At 53.4% G+C, this 19,100-nt stretch carries 12 protein-coding genes, 2 tRNA genes and 3 rRNA genes; 14 read left to right on the top strand and 3 right to left on the bottom strand.

Going from position 1 to position 19,100, the window contains the following annotated elements; translation table 11 throughout:
- The first annotated feature begins 39 nt into the window (after window positions 1-39).
- The 5 genes from hemE (at window position 40) to ACOXYR_RS20320 (ending at window position 3,582) form a co-directional block, all read left to right on the top strand.
- A complete protein-coding gene (gene hemE / locus ACOXYR_RS20340) occupies window positions 40-1,104 on the top strand; it encodes a uroporphyrinogen decarboxylase (RefSeq protein WP_421356627.1) in 1,065 nt (354 codons plus the stop codon).
- A gap of 9 nt (window positions 1,105-1,113) precedes the next feature.
- Window positions 1,114-1,779 carry a deoxyribonuclease V gene (gene nfi, locus ACOXYR_RS20335; RefSeq protein WP_113859265.1) on the top strand — a complete coding sequence of 222 codons (666 nt, stop codon included), beginning with the start codon at window positions 1,114-1,116 and terminating at the stop codon, window positions 1,777-1,779.
- Window positions 1,780-1,827: 48 nt separating this feature from the next.
- Window positions 1,828-2,418: a YjaG family protein gene (locus tag ACOXYR_RS20330; RefSeq protein WP_113859264.1), complete on the top strand. Its 591-nt coding sequence runs from the start codon at window positions 1,828-1,830 to the stop codon at window positions 2,416-2,418.
- Between the two features lie 186 nt (window positions 2,419-2,604).
- Window positions 2,605-2,877 carry a nucleoid-associated protein HU-alpha gene (hupA, locus tag ACOXYR_RS20325; RefSeq protein WP_001044509.1) on the top strand — a complete coding sequence of 91 codons (273 nt, stop codon included), beginning with the start codon at window positions 2,605-2,607 and terminating at the stop codon, window positions 2,875-2,877.
- A gap of 12 nt (window positions 2,878-2,889) precedes the next feature.
- Window positions 2,890-3,582 carry a DUF1481 domain-containing protein gene (locus tag ACOXYR_RS20320; RefSeq protein WP_108477143.1) on the top strand — a complete coding sequence of 231 codons (693 nt, stop codon included), beginning with the start codon at window positions 2,890-2,892 and terminating at the stop codon, window positions 3,580-3,582.
- Window positions 3,583-3,643: 61 nt separating this feature from the next.
- Here the strand turns inward: ACOXYR_RS20320 and purD are convergent, their stop codons facing one another.
- Window positions 3,644-4,936, bottom strand: a complete 1,293-nt coding sequence (gene purD / locus ACOXYR_RS20315; protein ID WP_113859263.1) for a phosphoribosylamine--glycine ligase — start codon at window positions 4,934-4,936, stop codon at window positions 3,644-3,646.
- Between the two features lie 11 nt (window positions 4,937-4,947).
- On the bottom strand, window positions 4,948-6,537 hold the full coding sequence (gene purH, locus ACOXYR_RS20310) for a bifunctional phosphoribosylaminoimidazolecarboxamide formyltransferase/IMP cyclohydrolase (RefSeq protein WP_189624527.1): 1,590 nt from the start codon (window positions 6,535-6,537) through the stop codon (window positions 4,948-4,950).
- Window positions 6,538-7,126: 589 nt separating this feature from the next.
- Between purH and ACOXYR_RS20305 the strand changes: the two genes are divergently transcribed.
- The 5 genes from ACOXYR_RS20305 to rrf all read left to right on the top strand — a co-directional run bounded on the left by ACOXYR_RS20305 (window position 7,127) and on the right by rrf (window position 12,286).
- Window positions 7,127-8,666: ribosomal RNA gene (locus ACOXYR_RS20305) — 16S ribosomal RNA — on the top strand.
- Between the two features lie 70 nt (window positions 8,667-8,736).
- A tRNA-Ile gene (locus tag ACOXYR_RS20300) sits at window positions 8,737-8,813 on the top strand.
- 107 nt (window positions 8,814-8,920) lie between these two features.
- Window positions 8,921-8,996, top strand: a tRNA-Ala gene (locus tag ACOXYR_RS20295).
- Window positions 8,997-9,169: 173 nt separating this feature from the next.
- Window positions 9,170-12,074: ribosomal RNA gene (locus ACOXYR_RS20290) — 23S ribosomal RNA — on the top strand.
- A gap of 96 nt (window positions 12,075-12,170) precedes the next feature.
- A 5S ribosomal RNA gene (rrf, locus tag ACOXYR_RS20285) occupies window positions 12,171-12,286 on the top strand.
- Together the 16S, 23S and 5S rRNA genes with 2 tRNA genes alongside form the textbook arrangement of a ribosomal RNA operon.
- Window positions 12,287-12,373: 87 nt before the next feature.
- Here rrf and ACOXYR_RS20280 read toward each other — a convergent pair.
- Window positions 12,374-12,811 (bottom strand): acetyltransferase, encoded by a 438-nt coding sequence (locus tag ACOXYR_RS20280; protein WP_421356709.1) that lies wholly within the window; start codon window positions 12,809-12,811, stop codon window positions 12,374-12,376.
- A gap of 156 nt (window positions 12,812-12,967) precedes the next feature.
- On the opposite strand from ACOXYR_RS20280, the gene metA reads away from it, so the two are divergent.
- From metA to aceK, 4 genes are all read left to right on the top strand, one after another.
- Window positions 12,968-13,897, top strand: a complete 930-nt coding sequence (metA, locus tag ACOXYR_RS20275; RefSeq protein ID WP_108475973.1) for a homoserine O-acetyltransferase MetA — start codon at window positions 12,968-12,970, stop codon at window positions 13,895-13,897.
- Window positions 13,898-14,167: 270 nt separating this feature from the next.
- Window positions 14,168-15,769 carry a malate synthase A gene (gene aceB / locus ACOXYR_RS20270; RefSeq protein WP_421356708.1) on the top strand — a complete coding sequence of 534 codons (1,602 nt, stop codon included), beginning with the start codon at window positions 14,168-14,170 and terminating at the stop codon, window positions 15,767-15,769.
- A gap of 32 nt (window positions 15,770-15,801) precedes the next feature.
- Window positions 15,802-17,106: an isocitrate lyase gene (gene aceA, locus ACOXYR_RS20265; RefSeq protein WP_421356707.1), complete on the top strand. Its 1,305-nt coding sequence runs from the start codon at window positions 15,802-15,804 to the stop codon at window positions 17,104-17,106.
- Between the two features lie 103 nt (window positions 17,107-17,209).
- Window positions 17,210-18,994 (top strand): bifunctional isocitrate dehydrogenase kinase/phosphatase, encoded by a 1,785-nt coding sequence (gene aceK, locus ACOXYR_RS20260; RefSeq protein WP_421356706.1) that lies wholly within the window; start codon window positions 17,210-17,212, stop codon window positions 18,992-18,994.
- Window positions 18,995-19,100: the final 106 nt, after the last annotated feature.

The raw sequence follows: 19,100 nt of genomic DNA, 5'->3' as shown, positions 1-19,100 counted from the left end.
CATGTTACACTGGCGTGAAAGAGCTCAAGGAATGGAAAAATGACCGAACTGAAAAACGATCGTTACCTGCGTGCGCTGCTGCGTCAGCCTGTGGATGTCACCCCTGTCTGGATGATGCGCCAGGCGGGCCGCTATTTACCGGAATATAAAGCCACTCGCGCCCAGGCCGGGGATTTTATGTCCCTGTGCAAAAACGCTGAGCTGGCTTGCGAAGTGACGCTTCAGCCGCTGCGCCGTTACCCGCTGGATGCAGCCATTCTGTTCTCCGATATTCTGACCATCCCGGATGCAATGGGTCTCGGCCTCTATTTTGAAGCGGGCGAAGGCCCACGCTTCACCTCGCCGATCGCCAGCAAAGCGGATGTTGATAAGCTGCCGATTCCGGATCCGGAAGGCGAACTGGGTTACGTGATGAACGCGGTGCGCACGATTCGCCGCGAACTAAAGGGCGAAGTGCCGCTGATTGGTTTCTCCGGCAGCCCCTGGACGCTGGCAACCTACATGGTCGAAGGCGGCAGCAGCAAAGCGTTTACCGTGATCAAAAAGATGATGTATGCCGAACCGCAAACGCTGCATCTGCTGCTCGATAAGCTGGCGCAAAGCGTCAGCCTCTATCTGAATGCACAGATTAAAGCTGGCGCGCAGTCGGTGATGATTTTCGACACCTGGGGAGGCGTGCTCACCGGTCGCGATTATCAGCAATTCTCGCTCTACTACATGCATAAAATCGTCGATGGCCTGCTGCGTGAAAACGATGGACGTCGTGTACCGGTCACGCTGTTTACCAAAGGCGGCGGCCAGTGGCTGGAAGCGATGGCGGAAACTGGCTGTGATGCGTTGGGTCTTGACTGGACAACCGATATCGCCGATGCGCGTCGCCGCGTGGGCCACAAAGTTGCGCTGCAGGGCAATATGGATCCATCCATGCTCTACGCGCAGCCTGCGCGCATCGAAGAAGAAGTGGCGTCCATTCTGGCGGGCTTCGGCAAGGGTGAAGGCCATGTGTTTAACCTCGGTCACGGCATCCATCAGGATGTGCCGCCGGAACACGCCGGGGCGTTTGTCGAGGCAGTACATCGTCTCTCTGTACCTTATCATCAGTAAGGAGTGGTTATGGATCTCGCGTCACTACGCGCTCAACAAATCGAACTTGCTTCCTCGGTGATCCGTGAGGATCGCCTGGATAAGGATCCCCCGGATCTGATCGCCGGTGCTGACGTGGGTTTTGAGCAGGGCGGTGACGTGACGCGAGCGGCGATGGTGCTGTTGAAGTATCCATCGCTTGAGCTGGTGGAGTATCAGGTGGCGCGCATTGCGACCACCATGCCTTACATACCCGGCTTCCTGTCCTTTCGCGAATACCCGGCGCTGCTGGCGGTGTGGGAAAAGCTGTCGCAAAAACCGGATTTAGTATTTGTCGATGGTCACGGTATCTCGCATCCGCGTCGTTTGGGGGTTGCCAGCCATTTTGGCTTGCTGGTGGACGTGCCGACGATAGGGGTGGCGAAAAAACGTCTCTGCGGCACATTCGAGCCGCTCGACAGCGAACCCGGCGCGTTATCCCCGCTGATGGATAAAGGCGAGCAACTGGCGTGGGTGTGGCGCAGCAAAGCGCGCTGTAATCCGTTGTTTATCGCGACGGGGCACCGCGTCAGCACTGATAGCGCACTCGCGTGGGTGCAACGCTGTATGAAAGGCTATCGATTGCCGGAGCCTACACGCTGGGCAGACGCTGTCGCCTCTGAACGCGCCGCCTTTGTGCGTCTTACAGCAAAATAACCACAATTCAGGTAAACTGCGGCTAATTTCCGCATTTGAGAACTCATCATGTTACAAAACCCGATTCACCTGCGTCTGGAGAAGCTGGAAAGCTGGCAACACGTCACGTTTATGGCCTGCCTGTGCGAACGCATGTACCCGAACTACGCCATGTTCTGTAAAGAGTCTGCGTTTGGCGACCCGCACGTTTATCGTCGTATTCTGGATCTCATCTGGGAAACGCTGACGGTAAAAGATGCCAAAGTGAATTTCGACAGCCAGCTCGAAAAGCTGGAAGAAGCGATCCCGGCGGCGGATGATTTCGACATGTATGGCGTTTATCCGGCGATTGATGCCTGTGTTGCATTGAGTGAACTGGTGCATTCTCGTTTAAGCGGTGAAACCCTGGAACACGCTATTGAAGTCAGTAAGAGTTCTATCACCACCGTGGCAATGCTGGAGATGACTCAGGCTGGTCGTGAAATGACCGATGAAGAGCTCAAAGAGAACCCGGCGGTGGAACAGGAATGGGATATTCAGTGGGAAATTTTCCGAGTTTTAGCCGACTGTGAAGAACGTGATGTTGAACTGATAAAAGGCCTGCGCGCAGACCTCAAAGAGGCTGGTGAGAGCAATATTGGTATAAATTTTAAGCAATGAGACAACAAAACGTGATTTACCGCCTGAATTGTCGTGCCTGAAGGCTTCCCTTCCGCCCCCCGTCTGGTCTACATTTGGGGGGCGAAAAAAAGTGGCTATCGGTGCGTGTATGCAGGAGAGTGCTTTTCTGGCATTTTCGTCGCACTCGATGCTTAGCAAGCGATAAACACATTGTAAGGATAACTTATGAACAAGACTCAACTGATTGATGTAATTGCAGACAAAGCAGAACTGTCCAAAACCCAGGCTAAAGCTGCTCTGGAATCCACTCTGGCTGCTATTACTGAGTCTCTGAAAGAAGGCGATGCTGTACAACTGGTTGGTTTCGGTACCTTCAAAGTGAACCACCGCGCTGAGCGTACTGGCCGCAATCCGCAGACCGGTAAAGAAATCAAAATCGCCGCAGCTAACGTGCCGGCATTTGTTTCTGGCAAAGCACTGAAAGACGCAGTTAAGTAAGACCGCGTGGCAGTGAACAGTTTTAGCGAAGGGGTGGTTTCACCCCTTTTGTCTATCTGGCGCTCTGTGACGGCGTTAGGTGGCATACTGTTGCTTTCTGCCTGTAGCCATAACAGCGCGTTGCCGCCGTTTACCGCTAGCGGCTATGCTGACGATCAGGGTGCAGTACGCATCTGGCGCAAAGATTCCGGCGGAGAAACCCATCTTCTCGCCGTTTCCAGCCCGTGGCACAATGGGGCCACTACAACCAGCGAATATCGCTGGCAGGGCGATCAGCTCTCGCTGATTGAACTGAATATATACAGTAAGCCTTCCGAACATATTCGTGCCCGTTTTGACAGCCGTGGTGAACTGAGCTTCATGCAGCGGGAAGTTGACGGACAGAAGCAGCAGCTCTCCAGCGACCAGGTAGCGCTTTACCGCTATCGCGCTGAGCAAATCCACCAGACCAGCGACGCATTGCGTCAGGGGCGCGTTGTACTGCGTCAGGGGCGCTGGCATGCGGATCACAGCGTAACGACCTGCGAAGGTGAGGTGGTGAAGCCTGACCTCGATAGCCGCGCGTTGGCGCATGTTGAAAACCGTCAGCGTCGTTCATCGGTAGAGGTGAGTATTGCCTGGCTGGAATCGCCAGAAGGGACGCAACTGTTGCTGGTTGCTAACCAGGACTACTGTACCTGGCAGCCAACAGAAAAGAATTTTTAAGCCTTTCGCTTAAGAGCTGGTGGCTTGGCCCGGTGTATCACCGGGCATCTGGGATCGTTAGTTACTCGCCTCGCTCGCGCGCAATTGCCCGATAACCAATATCAGTACGGCTAAAGCTACCGTCCCAGTGAATATCGTTCAACAGTGTGTAGGCGCGTTTCTGGGCTTCCTCAACGGTATGTCCCAGCGCCGTCACGCACAGCACGCGCCCGCCGCTGGTCACCACCTGCTCGTCATCTGCCAGTTTTGTACCCGCATGGAACACTTTACCGCCTTCCACTTCTTCCAGCGGCAGACCGTGGATCACGTCACCGGTGCGGTAATCACCTGGATAACCGCCCGCTGCCATCACTACGCCAAGCGAGGCGCGTTCATCCCACTCGGATGTTTTCTCGTCCAGCTTGCCTTCACAGGCCGCCAGGCAGAGTTCAACCAGGTCGGACTTCATGCGCAGCATAATCGGCTGGGTTTCCGGATCGCCAAAGCGGCAGTTGAATTCGATAACCTTCGGATTGCCCTGTTTATCGATCATCAGGCCTGCGTAGAGAAAGCCAGTGTAGGTATTACCTTCCGCCGCCATGCCTTTCACGGTTGGCCAGATGATACGTTCCATGGTGCGCTGATGAACCTCATCGGTCACCACCGGCGCAGGAGAGTAAGCGCCCATTCCGCCGGTGTTCGGCCCGGTATCTTTATCGCCTACACGTTTGTGATCCTGACTGGTGGCCATCGGCAGCACATGCTCGCCGTCCACCATCACGATAAAGCTCGCTTCTTCGCCGTCGAGAAACTCTTCGATAACAATGCGATGACCCGCGTCGCCAAAAGCGTTGCCTGCCAGCATATCGTGAACAGCCGCTTCCGCTTCTTCCAGCGTCATCGCCACGATCACGCCTTTACCCGCTGCCAGACCGTCAGCTTTAATGACGATCGGCGCGCCTTTCTCACGCAGATACGCCAGTGCAGGTTCTACCTCGGTGAAGTTCTGGTATTCCGCCGTGGGGATCTTATGGCGGGCCAGGAAATCTTTGGTAAACGCTTTAGAACCTTCCAGCTGCGCGGCACCTGCCGTTGGGCCGAAGATTTTCAGCCCGGCGGCGCGGAAGGTATCCACTACACCTTTCACCAGCGGCGCTTCCGGGCCGACAATGGTCAGATCTACCTTTTCGTTTTGCGCGAAGTCCAGCAGCGCCGGGATATCGGTCACGCCGATAGCGACGTTTTGCAGCGCAGGCTCCAGCGCCGTTCCCGCATTACCCGGTGCGACAAATACGGTCTCAACCAGCGGCGACTGCGCCGCTTTCCAGGCCAGCGCGTGCTCGCGCCCGCCGTTACCAATCACTAATACTTTCATTTGTCGCTCCATTAATGGCGGAAGTGGCGCATGTCGGTAAAGAGCATCGCAATACCGTGCTCGTCAGCAGCGGCAATCACTTCGTCGTCACGGATTGAACCGCCAGGCTGAATAACGCAGGTCACGCCTGCAGCGGCGGCAGCATCAATACCGTCGCGGAACGGGAAGAATGCATCGGAAGCCATTGACGAACCTTTCACTTCCAGACCTTCATCGGCAGCTTTAATACCGGCGATTTTGGCGGAGTACACGCGGCTCATCTGGCCTGCACCAATACCGATAGTCATATTGCCTTTGGCATAGACGATAGCGTTGGATTTCACGAACTTCGCCACTTTCCAGCAGAACAGCGCATCACGCAGTTCCTGCTCGGTCGGCTGACGTTTGGTGACGACGCGCAGTTCTTCTGCACCGACCATCCCCAGGTCACGATCCTGAACCAGCAAGCCGCCATTCACACGTTTGAAATCGAGGCCTGGAACACGTTCGGCCCACTGACCACAGGTCAGAACGCGCACGTTCTGTTTGGCGGCAGTGATTTTCAGGGCATCTTCGCTGGCGGACGGCGCAATGATCACTTCGACAAACTGACGAGAAATGATGGCCTGTGCGGTTTCGGCATCCAGCTCGCGGTTAAAGGCTATAATGCCGCCGAATGCGGAAGTCGGATCGGTTTTATACGCACGATCGTAAGCATCAAGAAGGGAATTACCGATAGCTACGCCGCAAGGGTTAGCGTGTTTCACAATCACACAGGCCGGTTCGGCGAACTCTTTCACGCACTCCAGCGCCGCATCGGTATCGGCGATGTTGTTGTAGGAAAGGGCTTTACCCTGAACCTGGGTTGCGGTGGCAACAGAGGCTTCTTTCACATTCTCTTCTATATAGAAGGCAGCCTGCTGGTGGCTGTTTTCGCCATAGCGCATATCCTGCTTCTTAATGAAGTTCAGATTCAGCGTGCGTGGGAAGCGACCGGCGGCGTCTTTACTTTCGCCGTGATAGGCCGGAACCATGCTGCCGAAGTAGTTGGCAATCATACTGTCGTAGGCGGCGGTGTGTTCGAAAGCTTTGATGGCGAGATCGAAACGGGTAGCAAGCAGAAGCGAACCTTCGTTAGCATCCATCTCTTTAATAATGGCGTCGTAGTCGCTGCTCTTCACCACGATGGCAACATCTTTATGGTTCTTCGCTGCGGAGCGCACCATCGTCGGGCCGCCGATATCGATGTTCTCAACTGCATCTTCCAGCGAGCAGCCTTCACGGGCAACGGTCTGGGCGAACGGATACAGGTTAACGACCACCATATCGATAGGCTCAATGTGGTGCTGTTCCATGATGGCATCATCCTGGCCGCGACGCCCCAGAATACCGCCGTGTACTTTTGGATGCAGAGTTTTTACGCGTCCATCCATCATTTCCGGGAAACCGGTGTAATCGGAAACTTCGGTCACCGGCAAACCTTTATCTGCTAACAGGCGCGCTGTGCCACCGGTAGAGAGCAGCGCCACACCACGTGCGGAGAGTGCCTGGGCGAATTCAACGATACCGGCCTTGTCAGAGACACTGAGCAGGGCGCGGCGGACTGGACGACGTTGTTGCATGGTAAATCCCCTGGATTTGACTATTACAGAGAGCGTTAGCTGAATTTTTCGCAAAAAACTCAGCTAACGCCCCTTACGGGGCATCCTTGTTTTGCGGTCGCATTGTAACGAAAACGTTTGCGCAACGCTCGCGAATTTTTCTTTTTCATTCAGGTTGTCCGATTTTCGTCATCTCCATCTCCCTTAGAAAGAAAAAAGATCGGCAGTTCTGTGGGTAACTCTGTGTATAAAAGGGTATAAGGCGGGGTTTTGCTGTGAATTTCAGCAGTCAGTAAAATTACTGCATATTTAGGGTTGCAGCCTCATGAGAACTCCCTATAATGCGCTCCCACTGACACGGCAACAGCCGCTTCGGTTGAAGAGAAAAATCCTGAAAATCAGGGTTGACTCTGAAAGAGGAAAGCGTAATATACGCCACCTCGCGACAGTTCGCTAAAGCGCGTCGCAACTGCTCTTTAACAATTTATCAGACAATCTGTGTGGGCACTCAATGATACGGATTCTTAACGTCGCAAGACGATAAATGAATACCAAGTCTCTGAGTGAACACGTAATTCATTACGAAGTTTAATTCACGAGCATCAAACTTAAATTGAAGAGTTTGATCATGGCTCAGATTGAACGCTGGCGGCAGGCCTAACACATGCAAGTCGAACGGTAACAGGAAGCAGCTTGCTGCTTTGCTGACGAGTGGCGGACGGGTGAGTAATGTCTGGGAAACTGCCTGATGGAGGGGATAACTACTGGAAACGGTAGCTAATACCGCATAACGTCGCAAGACCAAAGAGGGGGACCTTCGGGCCTCTTGCCATCGGATGTGCCCAGATGGGATTAGCTAGTAGGTGGGGTAATGGCTCACCTAGGCGACGATCCCTAGCTGGTCTGAGAGGATGACCAGCCACACTGGAACTGAGACACGGTCCAGACTCCTACGGGAGGCAGCAGTGGGGAATATTGCACAATGGGCGCAAGCCTGATGCAGCCATGCCGCGTGTATGAAGAAGGCCTTCGGGTTGTAAAGTACTTTCAGCGAGGAGGAAGGTGTTGTGGTTAATAACCACAGCAATTGACGTTACTCGCAGAAGAAGCACCGGCTAACTCCGTGCCAGCAGCCGCGGTAATACGGAGGGTGCAAGCGTTAATCGGAATTACTGGGCGTAAAGCGCACGCAGGCGGTTTGTTAAGTCAGATGTGAAATCCCCGGGCTCAACCTGGGAACTGCATTTGAAACTGGCAAGCTTGAGTCTCGTAGAGGGGGGTAGAATTCCAGGTGTAGCGGTGAAATGCGTAGAGATCTGGAGGAATACCGGTGGCGAAGGCGGCCCCCTGGACGAAGACTGACGCTCAGGTGCGAAAGCGTGGGGAGCAAACAGGATTAGATACCCTGGTAGTCCACGCTGTAAACGATGTCGACTTGGAGGTTGTGCCCTTGAGGCGTGGCTTCCGGAGCTAACGCGTTAAGTCGACCGCCTGGGGAGTACGGCCGCAAGGTTAAAACTCAAATGAATTGACGGGGGCCCGCACAAGCGGTGGAGCATGTGGTTTAATTCGATGCAACGCGAAGAACCTTACCTGGTCTTGACATCCACAGAACTTAGCAGAGATGCTTTGGTGCCTTCGGGAACTGTGAGACAGGTGCTGCATGGCTGTCGTCAGCTCGTGTTGTGAAATGTTGGGTTAAGTCCCGCAACGAGCGCAACCCTTATCCTTTGTTGCCAGCGGTTAGGCCGGGAACTCAAAGGAGACTGCCAGTGATAAACTGGAGGAAGGTGGGGATGACGTCAAGTCATCATGGCCCTTACGACCAGGGCTACACACGTGCTACAATGGCATATACAAAGAGAAGCGACCTCGCGAGAGCAAGCGGACCTCATAAAGTATGTCGTAGTCCGGATTGAGTCTGCAACTCGACTCCATGAAGTCGGAATCGCTAGTAATCGTAGATCAGAATGCTACGGTGAATACGTTCCCGGGCCTTGTACACACCGCCCGTCACACCATGGGAGTGGGTTGCAAAAGAAGTAGGTAGCTTAACCTTCGGGAGGGCGCTTACCACTTTGTGATTCATGACTGGGGTGAAGTCGTAACAAGGTAACCGTAGGGGAACCTGCGGTTGGATCACCTCCTTACCTTAAAGAACCGTTCCTTGAAGTGCTCACACAGATTGTCTGATGAAAATTAGCAGTAAAAAATCTCTGCAGGCTTGTAGCTCAGGTGGTTAGAGCGCACCCCTGATAAGGGTGAGGTCGGTGGTTCAAGTCCACTCAGGCCTACCAAATTCGTTCTGATACTGCGTTGCGGAATGACTCGCATACTTCAGTATGCTTCGCCATCCCACGCCTTGTCTCAAAACGAATTACGGTTACAGAGATTGACCTACGATGGGGCTATAGCTCAGCTGGGAGAGCGCCTGCTTTGCACGCAGGAGGTCTGCGGTTCGATCCCGCATAGCTCCACCATCTTTACTGCAAAAACCAAGAAAACTTCAGAGTGTACCTGAAAAGGTTCACTGCGAAGTTTTGCTCTTTAAAAATCTGGATCAAGCTGAAAATTGAAACACTGAATAGTCGAAAGATTATTCGTGAGTCTCTCAAATTTTCGCAACGCGAAGTGAAACATCTTCGGGTTGTGAGGTTAAGCGACTAAGCGTACACGGTGGATGCCCTGGCAGTCAGAGGCGATGAAGGACGTGCTAATCTGCGATAAGCGTCGGTAAGGTGATATGAACCGTTATAACCGGCGATTTCCGAATGGGGAAACCCAGTGTGATTCGTCACACTATCATTACGTGAATACATAGCGTAATGAAGCGAACCGGGGGAACTGAAACATCTAAGTACCCCGAGGAAAAGAAATCAACCGAGATTCCCCCAGTAGCGGCGAGCGAACGGGGAGCAGCCCAGAGTCTGAATCAGCATGTGTGTTAGTGGAACGGTCTGGAAAGTCCGACGGTACAGGGTGATAGTCCCGTACACCAAAATGCATATGCTGTGAACTCGAAGAGTAGGGCGGGACACGTGGTATCCTGTCTGAATATGGGGGGACCATCCTCCAAGGCTAAATACTCCTGACTGACCGATAGTGAACCAGTACCGTGAGGGAAAGGCGAAAAGAACCCCGGCGAGGGAGTGAAAAAGAACCTGAAACCGTGTACGTACAAGCAGTGGGAGCCTACTTGTTAGGTGACTGCGTACCTTTTGTATAATGGGTCAGCGACTTATATTCTGTAGCAAGGTTAACCGAATAGGGGAGCCGAAGGGAAACCGAGTCTTAACTGGGCGTTAAGTTGCAGGGTATAGACCCGAAACCCGGTGATCTAGCCATGGGCAGGTTGAAGGTTGGGTAACACTAACTGGAGGACCGAACCGACTAATGTTGAAAAATTAGCGGATGACTTGTGGCTGGGGGTGAAAGGCCAATCAAACCGGGAGATAGCTGGTTCTCCCCGAAAGCTATTTAGGTAGCGCCTCGTGAACTCATCTTCGGGGGTAGAGCACTGTTTCGGCTAGGGGGTCATCCCGACTTACCAACCCGATGCAAACTGCGAATACCGAAGAATGTTATCACGGGAGACACACGGCGGGTGCTAACGTCCGTCGTGAAGAGGGAAACAACCCAGACCGCCAGCTAAGGTCCCAAAGTCACAGTTAAGTGGGAAACGATGTGGGAAGGCTCAGACAGCCAGGATGTTGGCTTAGAAGCAGCCATCATTTAAAGAAAGCGTAATAGCTCACTGGTCGAGTCGGCCTGCGCGGAAGATGTAACGGGGCTAAACTGTGCACCGAAGCTGCGGCAGCGACACTAAGTGTTGTTGGGTAGGGGAGCGTTCTGTAAGCCGTTGAAGGTGTGTCGTGAGGCATGCTGGAGGTATCAGAAGTGCGAATGCTGACATAAGTAACGATAATGCGGGTGAAAAACCCGCACGCCGGAAGACCAAGGGTTCCTGTCCAACGTTAATCGGGGCAGGGTGAGTCGACCCCTAAGGCGAGGCCGAAAGGCGTAGTCGATGGGAAACAGGTTAATATTCCTGTACTTGGTGTTACTGCGAAGGGGGGACGGAGAAGGCTATGTTGGCCGGGCGACGGTTGTCCCGGTTTAAGCGTGTAGGTTTGCAGACCAGGTAAATCCGGTTTGCTTTAAGACTGAGACGTGATGACGAGGCACTACGGTGCTGAAGTGACAAATGCCCTGCTTCCAGGAAAAGCCTCTAAGCTATAGGTAACATCGAATCGTACCCCAAACCGACACAGGTGGTCAGGTAGAGAATACCAAGGCGCTTGAGAGAACTCGGGTGAAGGAACTAGGCAAAATGGTGCCGTAACTTCGGGAGAAGGCACGCTGATATGTAGGTGAAGCGGTTTACCCGTGGAGCTGAAATCAGTCGAAGATACCAGCTGGCTGCAACTGTTTATTAAAAACACAGCACTGTGCAAACACGAAAGTGGACGTATACGGTGTGACGCCTGCCCGGTGCCGGAAGGTTAATTGATGGGGTTAGCCGCAAGGCGAAGCTCTTGATCGAAGCCCCGGTAAACGGCGGCCGTAACTATAACGGTCCTAAGGTAGCGAAATTCCTTGTCGGGTAAGTTCCGACCTGCACGAATGGCGTAATGATGGCCAGGCTGTCTCCACCCGAGACTCAGTGAAATTGAACTCGCTGTGAAGATGCAGTGTACCCGCGGCAAGACGGAAAGACCCCGTGAACCTTTACTATAGCTTGACACTGAACATTGAGCCTTGATGTGTAGGATAGGTGGGAGGCTTTGAAGTGTGGACGCCAGTCTGCATGGAGCCAACCTTGAAATACCACCCTTTAATGTTTGATGTTCTAACGTAGACCCGTGATCCGGGTTGCGGACAGTGTCTGGTGGGTAGTTTGACTGGGGCGGTCTCCTCCCAAAGAGTAACGGAGGAGCACGAAGGTTAGCTAATCCTGGTCGGACATCAGGAGGTTAGTGCAATGGCATAAGCTAGCTTGACTGCGAGCGTGACGGCGCGAGCAGGTGCGAAAGCAGGTCATAGTGATCCGGTGGTTCTGAATGGAAGGGCCATCGCTCAACGGATAAAAGGTACTCCGGGGATAACAGGCTGATACCGCCCAAGAGTTCATATCGACGGCGGTGTTTGGCACCTCGATGTCGGCTCATCACATCCTGGGGCTGAAGTAGGTCCCAAGGGTATGGCTGTTCGCCATTTAAAGTGGTACGCGAGCTGGGTTTAGAACGTCGTGAGACAGTTCGGTCCCTATTCTGCCGTGGGCGCTGGAGAATTGAGGGGGCTGCTCCTAGTACGAGAGGACCGGAGTGGACGCATCACTGGTGTTCGGGTTGTCATGCCAATGGCATTGCCCGGTAGCTACATGCGGAAGAGATAAGTGCTGAAAGCATCTAAGCACGAAACTTGCCCCGAGATGAGTTCTCCCTGAGACTTTAAGTCTCCTGAAGGAACGTTGAAGACGACGACGTTGATAGGCTGGGTGTGTAAGTGCAGCGATGCATTGAGCTAACCAGTACTAATGAACCGTGAGGCTTAACCTTACAACGCCGAAGATGTTTTGGCGAAGAGACATCGAGAAGTAAGCTTGACACAGATTACATTAACCGGCAATAAGCGGGTTAATACAACAGAATTTGCCTGGCGGCACTAGCGCGGTGGTCCCACCTGACCCCATGCCGAACTCAGAAGTGAAACGCCGTAGCGCCGATGGTAGTGTGGGGTCTCCCCATGCGAGAGTAGGGAACTGCCAGGCATCAAATTAAGCAGAAGGCCATCCGAAAGGATGGCCTTTTTGCGCTGGTGCGAAAAAAACGCCGGATGCGGCTTTGCCTTATCCGGCCTACACATACGCCAGGTTCAACAACGGATACGGCTTCCCAAGATCGTCCACCTCGCTGCGTCCTGTCACCCTAAACCCCATCTTCTTATAAAATCCAACCGCCTGCACGTTCTGCTCATTCACATTAGTTGTTAACTTCGGGGCCTGGGAAAGCGCATGTTCCACCAACAAACGGCCAACCCCCATACCACGCGCATCAGGATCCACAAACAATGCATCCATATGCTGCCCGCTCAACAACATAAAACCGACCGGCTCATCCCGCACATTTGCTGCAACCCAAAGCGGTGCTTCCGGTAAAAATGAGCGTACCAGCCTCTCTAGCTCAGCCCGATACTCAGCAGATAAAAAGTGGTGTGTGGCATCGACAGAACGGCACCAGACAGCAACCAGCTTCTCTCCCTCATCATGGCGGGAACGACGAATACTAATAACCATAAATGCTCCTTTTATTTATTCTTATATTCTACGGTAATGTTGTCGGTGAAACTTTCTCACCTTTCACATGCAGACTCGACATTTCCCCTATTCCTGGTTATTGTCAGCTATCTGGATGTCTAAACGTTTATACGTATGTTGTGAGGTAATAAGGTTATGCCGATTCGGGTACAGGACGAGCTACCAGCCGTCAATTTCTTGCGTGATGAAAATGTGTTTGTCATGACCGCATCACGTGCAACAGGTCAGGAAATCCGTCCACTTAAGGTCTTGATTCTCAACCTGATGCCGAAGAAAATCGAAACGGAAAACCAGTTCCTCCGTCTTCTCTCTAACTCGCCGTTGCAGGTGGATATCCAACTGTTACGCATCGACGCGCGGGAATCACGCAATACCCCTGCCGAGCACCTGAATACCTTCTACTGCAATTTCGACGATATTCGCGACCAGAACTTCGATGGCCTGATTGTCACCGGTGCGCCGCTGGGGTTAGTTGAGTTTAACGACGTTGCCTACTGGCCGCAGATAAAACAGGTATTAGAGTGGGCGAAAGATCATGTCACTTCCACGCTGTTTGTCTGTTGGGCCGTCCAGGCCGCGCTGAACATTCTTTATGGCATTCCAAAACAGACCCGCAGCGACAAACTCTCTGGCGTCTATGAGCACCACATTCTCCAGCCGCATGCGTTGCTCACGCGCGGGTTTGATGACAGTTTCCTGGCTCCCCACTCACGCTACGCCGATTTCCCGGCGGCGCTGATTCGTGACTATACCGACCTCGATATTCTGGCGGAAACAGACGGTGGAGATGCTTATCTGTTTGCCAGCAAAGACAAGCGTATCGCATTTGTGACGGGTCACCCTGAGTACGATGCGAATACGCTGGCAGGTGAATTTTTCCGCGACGTGGAGGCCGGTCTCAACCCGGTAGTGCCGCACAATTACTTCCCGAAGAACGACCCGCAGAACACTCCGCGTGCTACCTGGCGAAGCCACGGTAATTTGCTGTTTGCCAACTGGCTCAACTATTACGTCTACCAAATCACGCCATACGATCTGCGGAATATGAATCCCACACTGGACTGATCGTCTACCTCTCTCGATCCTAAAGCGTTTCAGCACTCTTCCTCAGGCACCTTCGGGTGCCTTTTTTATTTCCGAAAAGCACCTCAATCATTTAAAAAATTTTAATTTCATTGTAATCATAAGGTTATGTGTTATTTAATTTAAAAATGGAAATCGTTTTTGATTTTTATTAAATCCTGGATAGTCTTAAAAGTGTTGAATGAAAACTATGCAGCGATCGTCCGCTCACCCCAGGGGGATCGATCGCAATACATAATGAGGATCAGCACAATGACACAACAGGCAACAACGGCGGATGAACTGGCGTTTACCGAACCTTTTACCGGGCAGGAGCAGCAGATCTTAACGGCAGACGCCGTCGAATTTCTCAGTGAACTGGTCGCGCGCTTTACGCCGAAGCGCAATAAATTGTTGGCTGCGCGTATTCAGCAACAGCAGGATATCGATGACGGTAAGTTGCCTGATTTTATTTCGGAAACTGCTTCCATTCGTAACGGTGACTGGAAAATCCGCGGTATCCCCGAAGACTTACAGGATCGCCGCGTAGAGATCACCGGCCCCGTTGAACGTAAAATGGTGATTAATGCCCTGAACGCCAACGTAAAAGTCTTTATGGCGGATTTCGAAGATTCGCTGGCACCGGACTGGAACAAAGTGATTGATGGGCAAATCAACCTGCGTGATGCCGTGAACGGCACCATCAGCTACACCAATGAAGCCGGGAAAATCTACCAGCTGAAACCCAATCCCGCGCTGCTGATTTGTCGCGTGCGTGGCCTGCATTTACCAGAAAAACACGTTACCTGGCGCGGTGAAGCTATTCCGGGCAGTTTGTTTGATTTCGCACTCTACTTTTTCCACAACTACAAAGCGTTGCTGGCGAAAGGCAGCGGCCCCTATTTCTACCTGCCCAAAACCCAGGCGTGGCAGGAAGCGGCCTGGTGGAGTGACGTCTTCAGTTATACCGAAGATCGCTTCGACCTGCCGCGCGGCACCATCAAAGCCACACTGCTGATTGAAACGCTGCCCGCTGTCTTCCAGATGGATGAAATTCTGCACGCACTGCGCGATCACATTGTCGGCCTCAACTGTGGCCGCTGGGATTACATCTTTAGCTACATCAAAACCCTGAAGAATCACCCGGACCGCGTATTGCCCGATCGCCAGGTCGTGACGATGGACAAACCGTTCCTTAGCGCTTATTCGCGCCTGCTGATCAAAACCTGCCACAAACGCGGCGCGTTCGCGATGGGCGGTATGGCGGCGTTTATCCCGAGCAAAGATGCTGAGCGGAATACCCAGGTGCTCAACAAAGTCAAAGCGGATAAATCCCTGGAAGCCAACAACGGCCATGACGGCACATGGGTGGCGCATCCGGGCCTGGCGGACACCGCGATGGCGGTATTCAACGATGTGCTTGGTGAGCATAAAAACCAGTTATTTGTGACCCGTAATGACGATGCCCCGATCACCACCGAACAGCTGCTGGCCCCTTGTGACGGTGAACGTACCGAAGAGGGGATGCGCGCCAACATTCGCGTCGCGGTGCAGTACATTGAAGCGTGGATCTCTGGCAACGGCTGCGTCCCTATTTACGGCTTGATGGAAGATGCGGCGACAGCGGAGATCTCCCGTACCTCCATCTGGCAATGGATCCACCATGAGAAAACCCTGAGCAACGGCAAAGCCGTCACCAAAGCCCTGTTCCGCCAGATGCTGGCCGAAGAGTTGTTGGTGATTCAGGAAGAACTGGGTGAGCACCGCTTCAGCAGCGGACGCTTCGACGATGCCGCGCGCCTGATGGAGCAGATCACCACCTCTGACGACCTTATCGACTTCCTGACTCTGCCAGGCTACCGCCTGTTAGCGTAAATCCACCACATAACAATATGGAGCATCTGCACATGAAAACCCGTACACAACAAATTGAAGAATTACAGAAAGAGTGGACTCAACCGCGCTGGGAAGGCATTCGCCGCCCCTACAGCGCCGAGGAAGTGGTGAAATTACGCGGCTCGGTTAACCCGGAGTGTACGCTGGCGCAACTGGGCGCGGCGAAGATGTGGCGGCTGCTGCATGGCGAATCAAAGAAAGGTTACGTCAACAGCCTCGGTGCGTTGACCGGCGGTCAGGCGTTGCAGCAGGCGAAAGCGGGTATTGAAGCTATCTATCTTTCCGGCTGGCAGGTCGCGGCTGACGCGAACCTGGCGTCAAGCATGTATCCGGATCAATCCCTTTATCCAGCCAACTCGGTTCCTGCGGTAGTCGATCGGATCAACAACACCTTCCGCCGCGCGGATCAGATCCAGTGGTCGTCCGGTATCGAACCGAACGATCCACGTTATACCGACTATTTCCTGCCGATCGTTGCTGATGCGGAGGCCGGTTTTGGCGGTGTGCTTAATGCGTATGAACTGATGAAATCGATGATTGAAGCCGGTGCAGCGGCAGTTCACTTCGAAGATCAGCTCGCGTCGGTGAAGAAGTGCGGTCATATGGGCGGGAAAGTGCTGGTTCCGACACAGGAAGCCATCCAGAAACTGGTTGCGGCGCGTCTGGCCGCCGATGTCATGGGCGTACCTACGCTGGTGATTGCGCGTACGGATGCCGATGCGGCAGATCTGATCACCTCTGATTGCGATGCTTACGACAGCGAATTTATTACTGGCGAACGCACCTGCGAGGGCTTCTTCCGCACGCGTGCTGGGATTGAACAGGCGATTAGCCGTGGCCTGGCATATGCACCCTATGCTGACCTGGTGTGGTGCGAAACCTCCACGCCAGATCTCGACCTCGCGCGCCGTTTTGCTGAGGCGATTCACACTAAGTATCCTGGCAAACTGCTGGCCTACAACTGCTCGCCGTCATTCAACTGGCAGAAAAATCTGGACGATCAAACCATCGCCAGCTTCCAGCAGCAGCTGTCGGATATGGGCTACAAGTACCAGTTTATTACCCTGGCGGGCATTCACAGCATGTGGTTCAACATGTTCGACCTGGCGCGCTCATACGCGCAGGGTGAAGGTATGAAGCATTATGTTGAGAAAGTGCAACAGCCTGAGTTTGAAGCGGGCAAACAGGGCTACACCTTCGTTTCTCATCAGCAGGAAGTGGGGACGGGCTACTTCGATAAAGTGACGACCATTATTCAGGGCGGCACTTCCTCGGTAACCGCGTTGACCGGTTCAACGGAAGAATCTCAGTTCTGATCCAGATGCCCGGTGGCGTCTTGCTAACCGGGTGCACACCGTTCTGTAGGCCGGACAAGCGTCAGTGGCATCCGGCATTACCGCGCACCGAACGAGGTCGATTATGCCGCGTGGCCTGGAATTACTGATTGCCCAAACTATTTTGCAAGGCTTTGACGCCCAATACGGGCGTTTCCTGGAAGTGACCTCCGGCGCGCAGCAGCGTTTCGAACAGGCCGACTGGCACGCTGTGCAGAAGGCGATGAAAAGCCGTATTCATCTTTATGATCATCACGTTGGCCTGGTGGTTGAGCAGTTGCGCTGCATCACCGATGGTAAAGGCGCGGATGCCGATTTTTTATTGCGTGTGAAGGAGCACTACACCGCGCTTCTCCCCGATTACCCTCGCTTTGAAATCGCGGAGAGTTTTTTTAACTCGGTCTATTGCCGGTTATTCGATCACCGCTCGCTCACACCGGAGCGGCTTTTTATTTTCAGCTCTCAGCCAGAACGCCGTTTCCGTACCATTCCACGTCCACTGGCGAAGGATTTCTTTCCCGAACACGGCTGGGGGATGTTGCTCAATCGCCTGCTTACGGATCTGCCATTACGCTTGCCGTGGCAGAATAAACAGCGTGATATCAATTACATCATTGCGCATCTAAGCGAAACCGTTGGCCAGGCGATGCTTCAACAATCGCATCTGCAGGTAGCGAACGAACTGTTTTATCGCAATAAAGCGGCGTGGCTGGTTGGCAAGCTGGTGACCCCCTCTGCCACGTTGCCCTTTTTAGTGCCTATTCATCGCACGGATGAAGGGGAGCTGTTTGTCGACACCTGCCTGACAACCGCGACGGAAGCGAGCATTGTCTTCGGCTTCGCTCGCTCCTATTTTATGGTTTATGCGCCACTGCCCGCGGCGATGGTGGAGTGGTTGCGTGAGATTCTGCCCGGCAAATCCACGGCGGAACTGTATATGGCGATTGGCTGCCAGAAGCATGCAAAAACCGAAAGTTACCGTGAATATCTGCACTATATCGCCAGCACCGATGAGCAATTTATTGAGGCGCCGGGCATTCGTGGCATGGTCATGCTGGTGTTTACGTTGCCAGGTTACGATCGCGTCTTTAAGGTCATCAAAGACAAATTTGCCCCGCAAAAAGAGATGAACGCCGCCCACGTTCGCGCATGCTACCAACTGGTAAAAGAACACGATCGCGTCGGGCGGATGGCCGACACTCAGGAGTTTGAAAACTTTGTGCTGGAGAAACGGCAAATCTCGCCTGCGCTGATGGCGCTCTTGCAGCAAGAAGCGCCGGAGAAAATCACCGAACAGGGTGATCACATCATTATTAGTCATCTCTATATCGAACGGCGTATGGTGCCACTCAATATCTGGCTCGAGCAATCCGAGGGACAGCAATTGCGCGATGCAATTGAAGAGTACGGCAACGCCATTCGCCAGCTCGCCGCCGCCAATATTTTCCCCGGTGATATGCTGTTTAAAAACTTTGGCGTCACGCGTCATGGCCGCGTGGTGTTCTACGATTATGATGAAATTTGCTACATGACTGAAGTGAATTTCCGCGATATCCCGCCACCGCGCTACCCGGAAGACGAGTTCGCCAGCGAACCCTGGTACAGCGTCTCGCCCGGCGATGTTTTTCCGGAAGAGTTTCGCCACTGGCTCTGCGCCGACCCGCGCATCGGCCCGCTGTTTGAAGAGATGCATGCCGACCTGTTCAGCGCCGACTACTGGCGCGGCCTACAGACGCGTATCAAAAATGGTCATGTGGAAGATGTCTACGCCTACCGTCGTCGCCAGCGATTTAGCGTGCGTTATGACACCGATCGTAGGCTGGATAAGGCGCTTGCGCCGCCATCCGGCGTTGTGCCCCGATCAGCCTGATGGCGCTTTGCTTATCAGGCCTGCAAGGATTCTGCAATATATTGAATTATAACTATTTTGTAGGATGGATAATGCGTTTACGCCGCATCCGGCAAGAACAAAGCGC

Origin of the sequence: Pseudocitrobacter faecalis (assembly GCF_965231525.1) — a bacterium.
GTDB lineage: Bacteria > Pseudomonadota > Gammaproteobacteria > Enterobacterales > Enterobacteriaceae > Pseudocitrobacter > Pseudocitrobacter faecalis.
The sequence above is the reverse complement of the archived record's forward strand: the minus strand, read 5'-3'. Positions and strand labels throughout refer to the sequence as shown.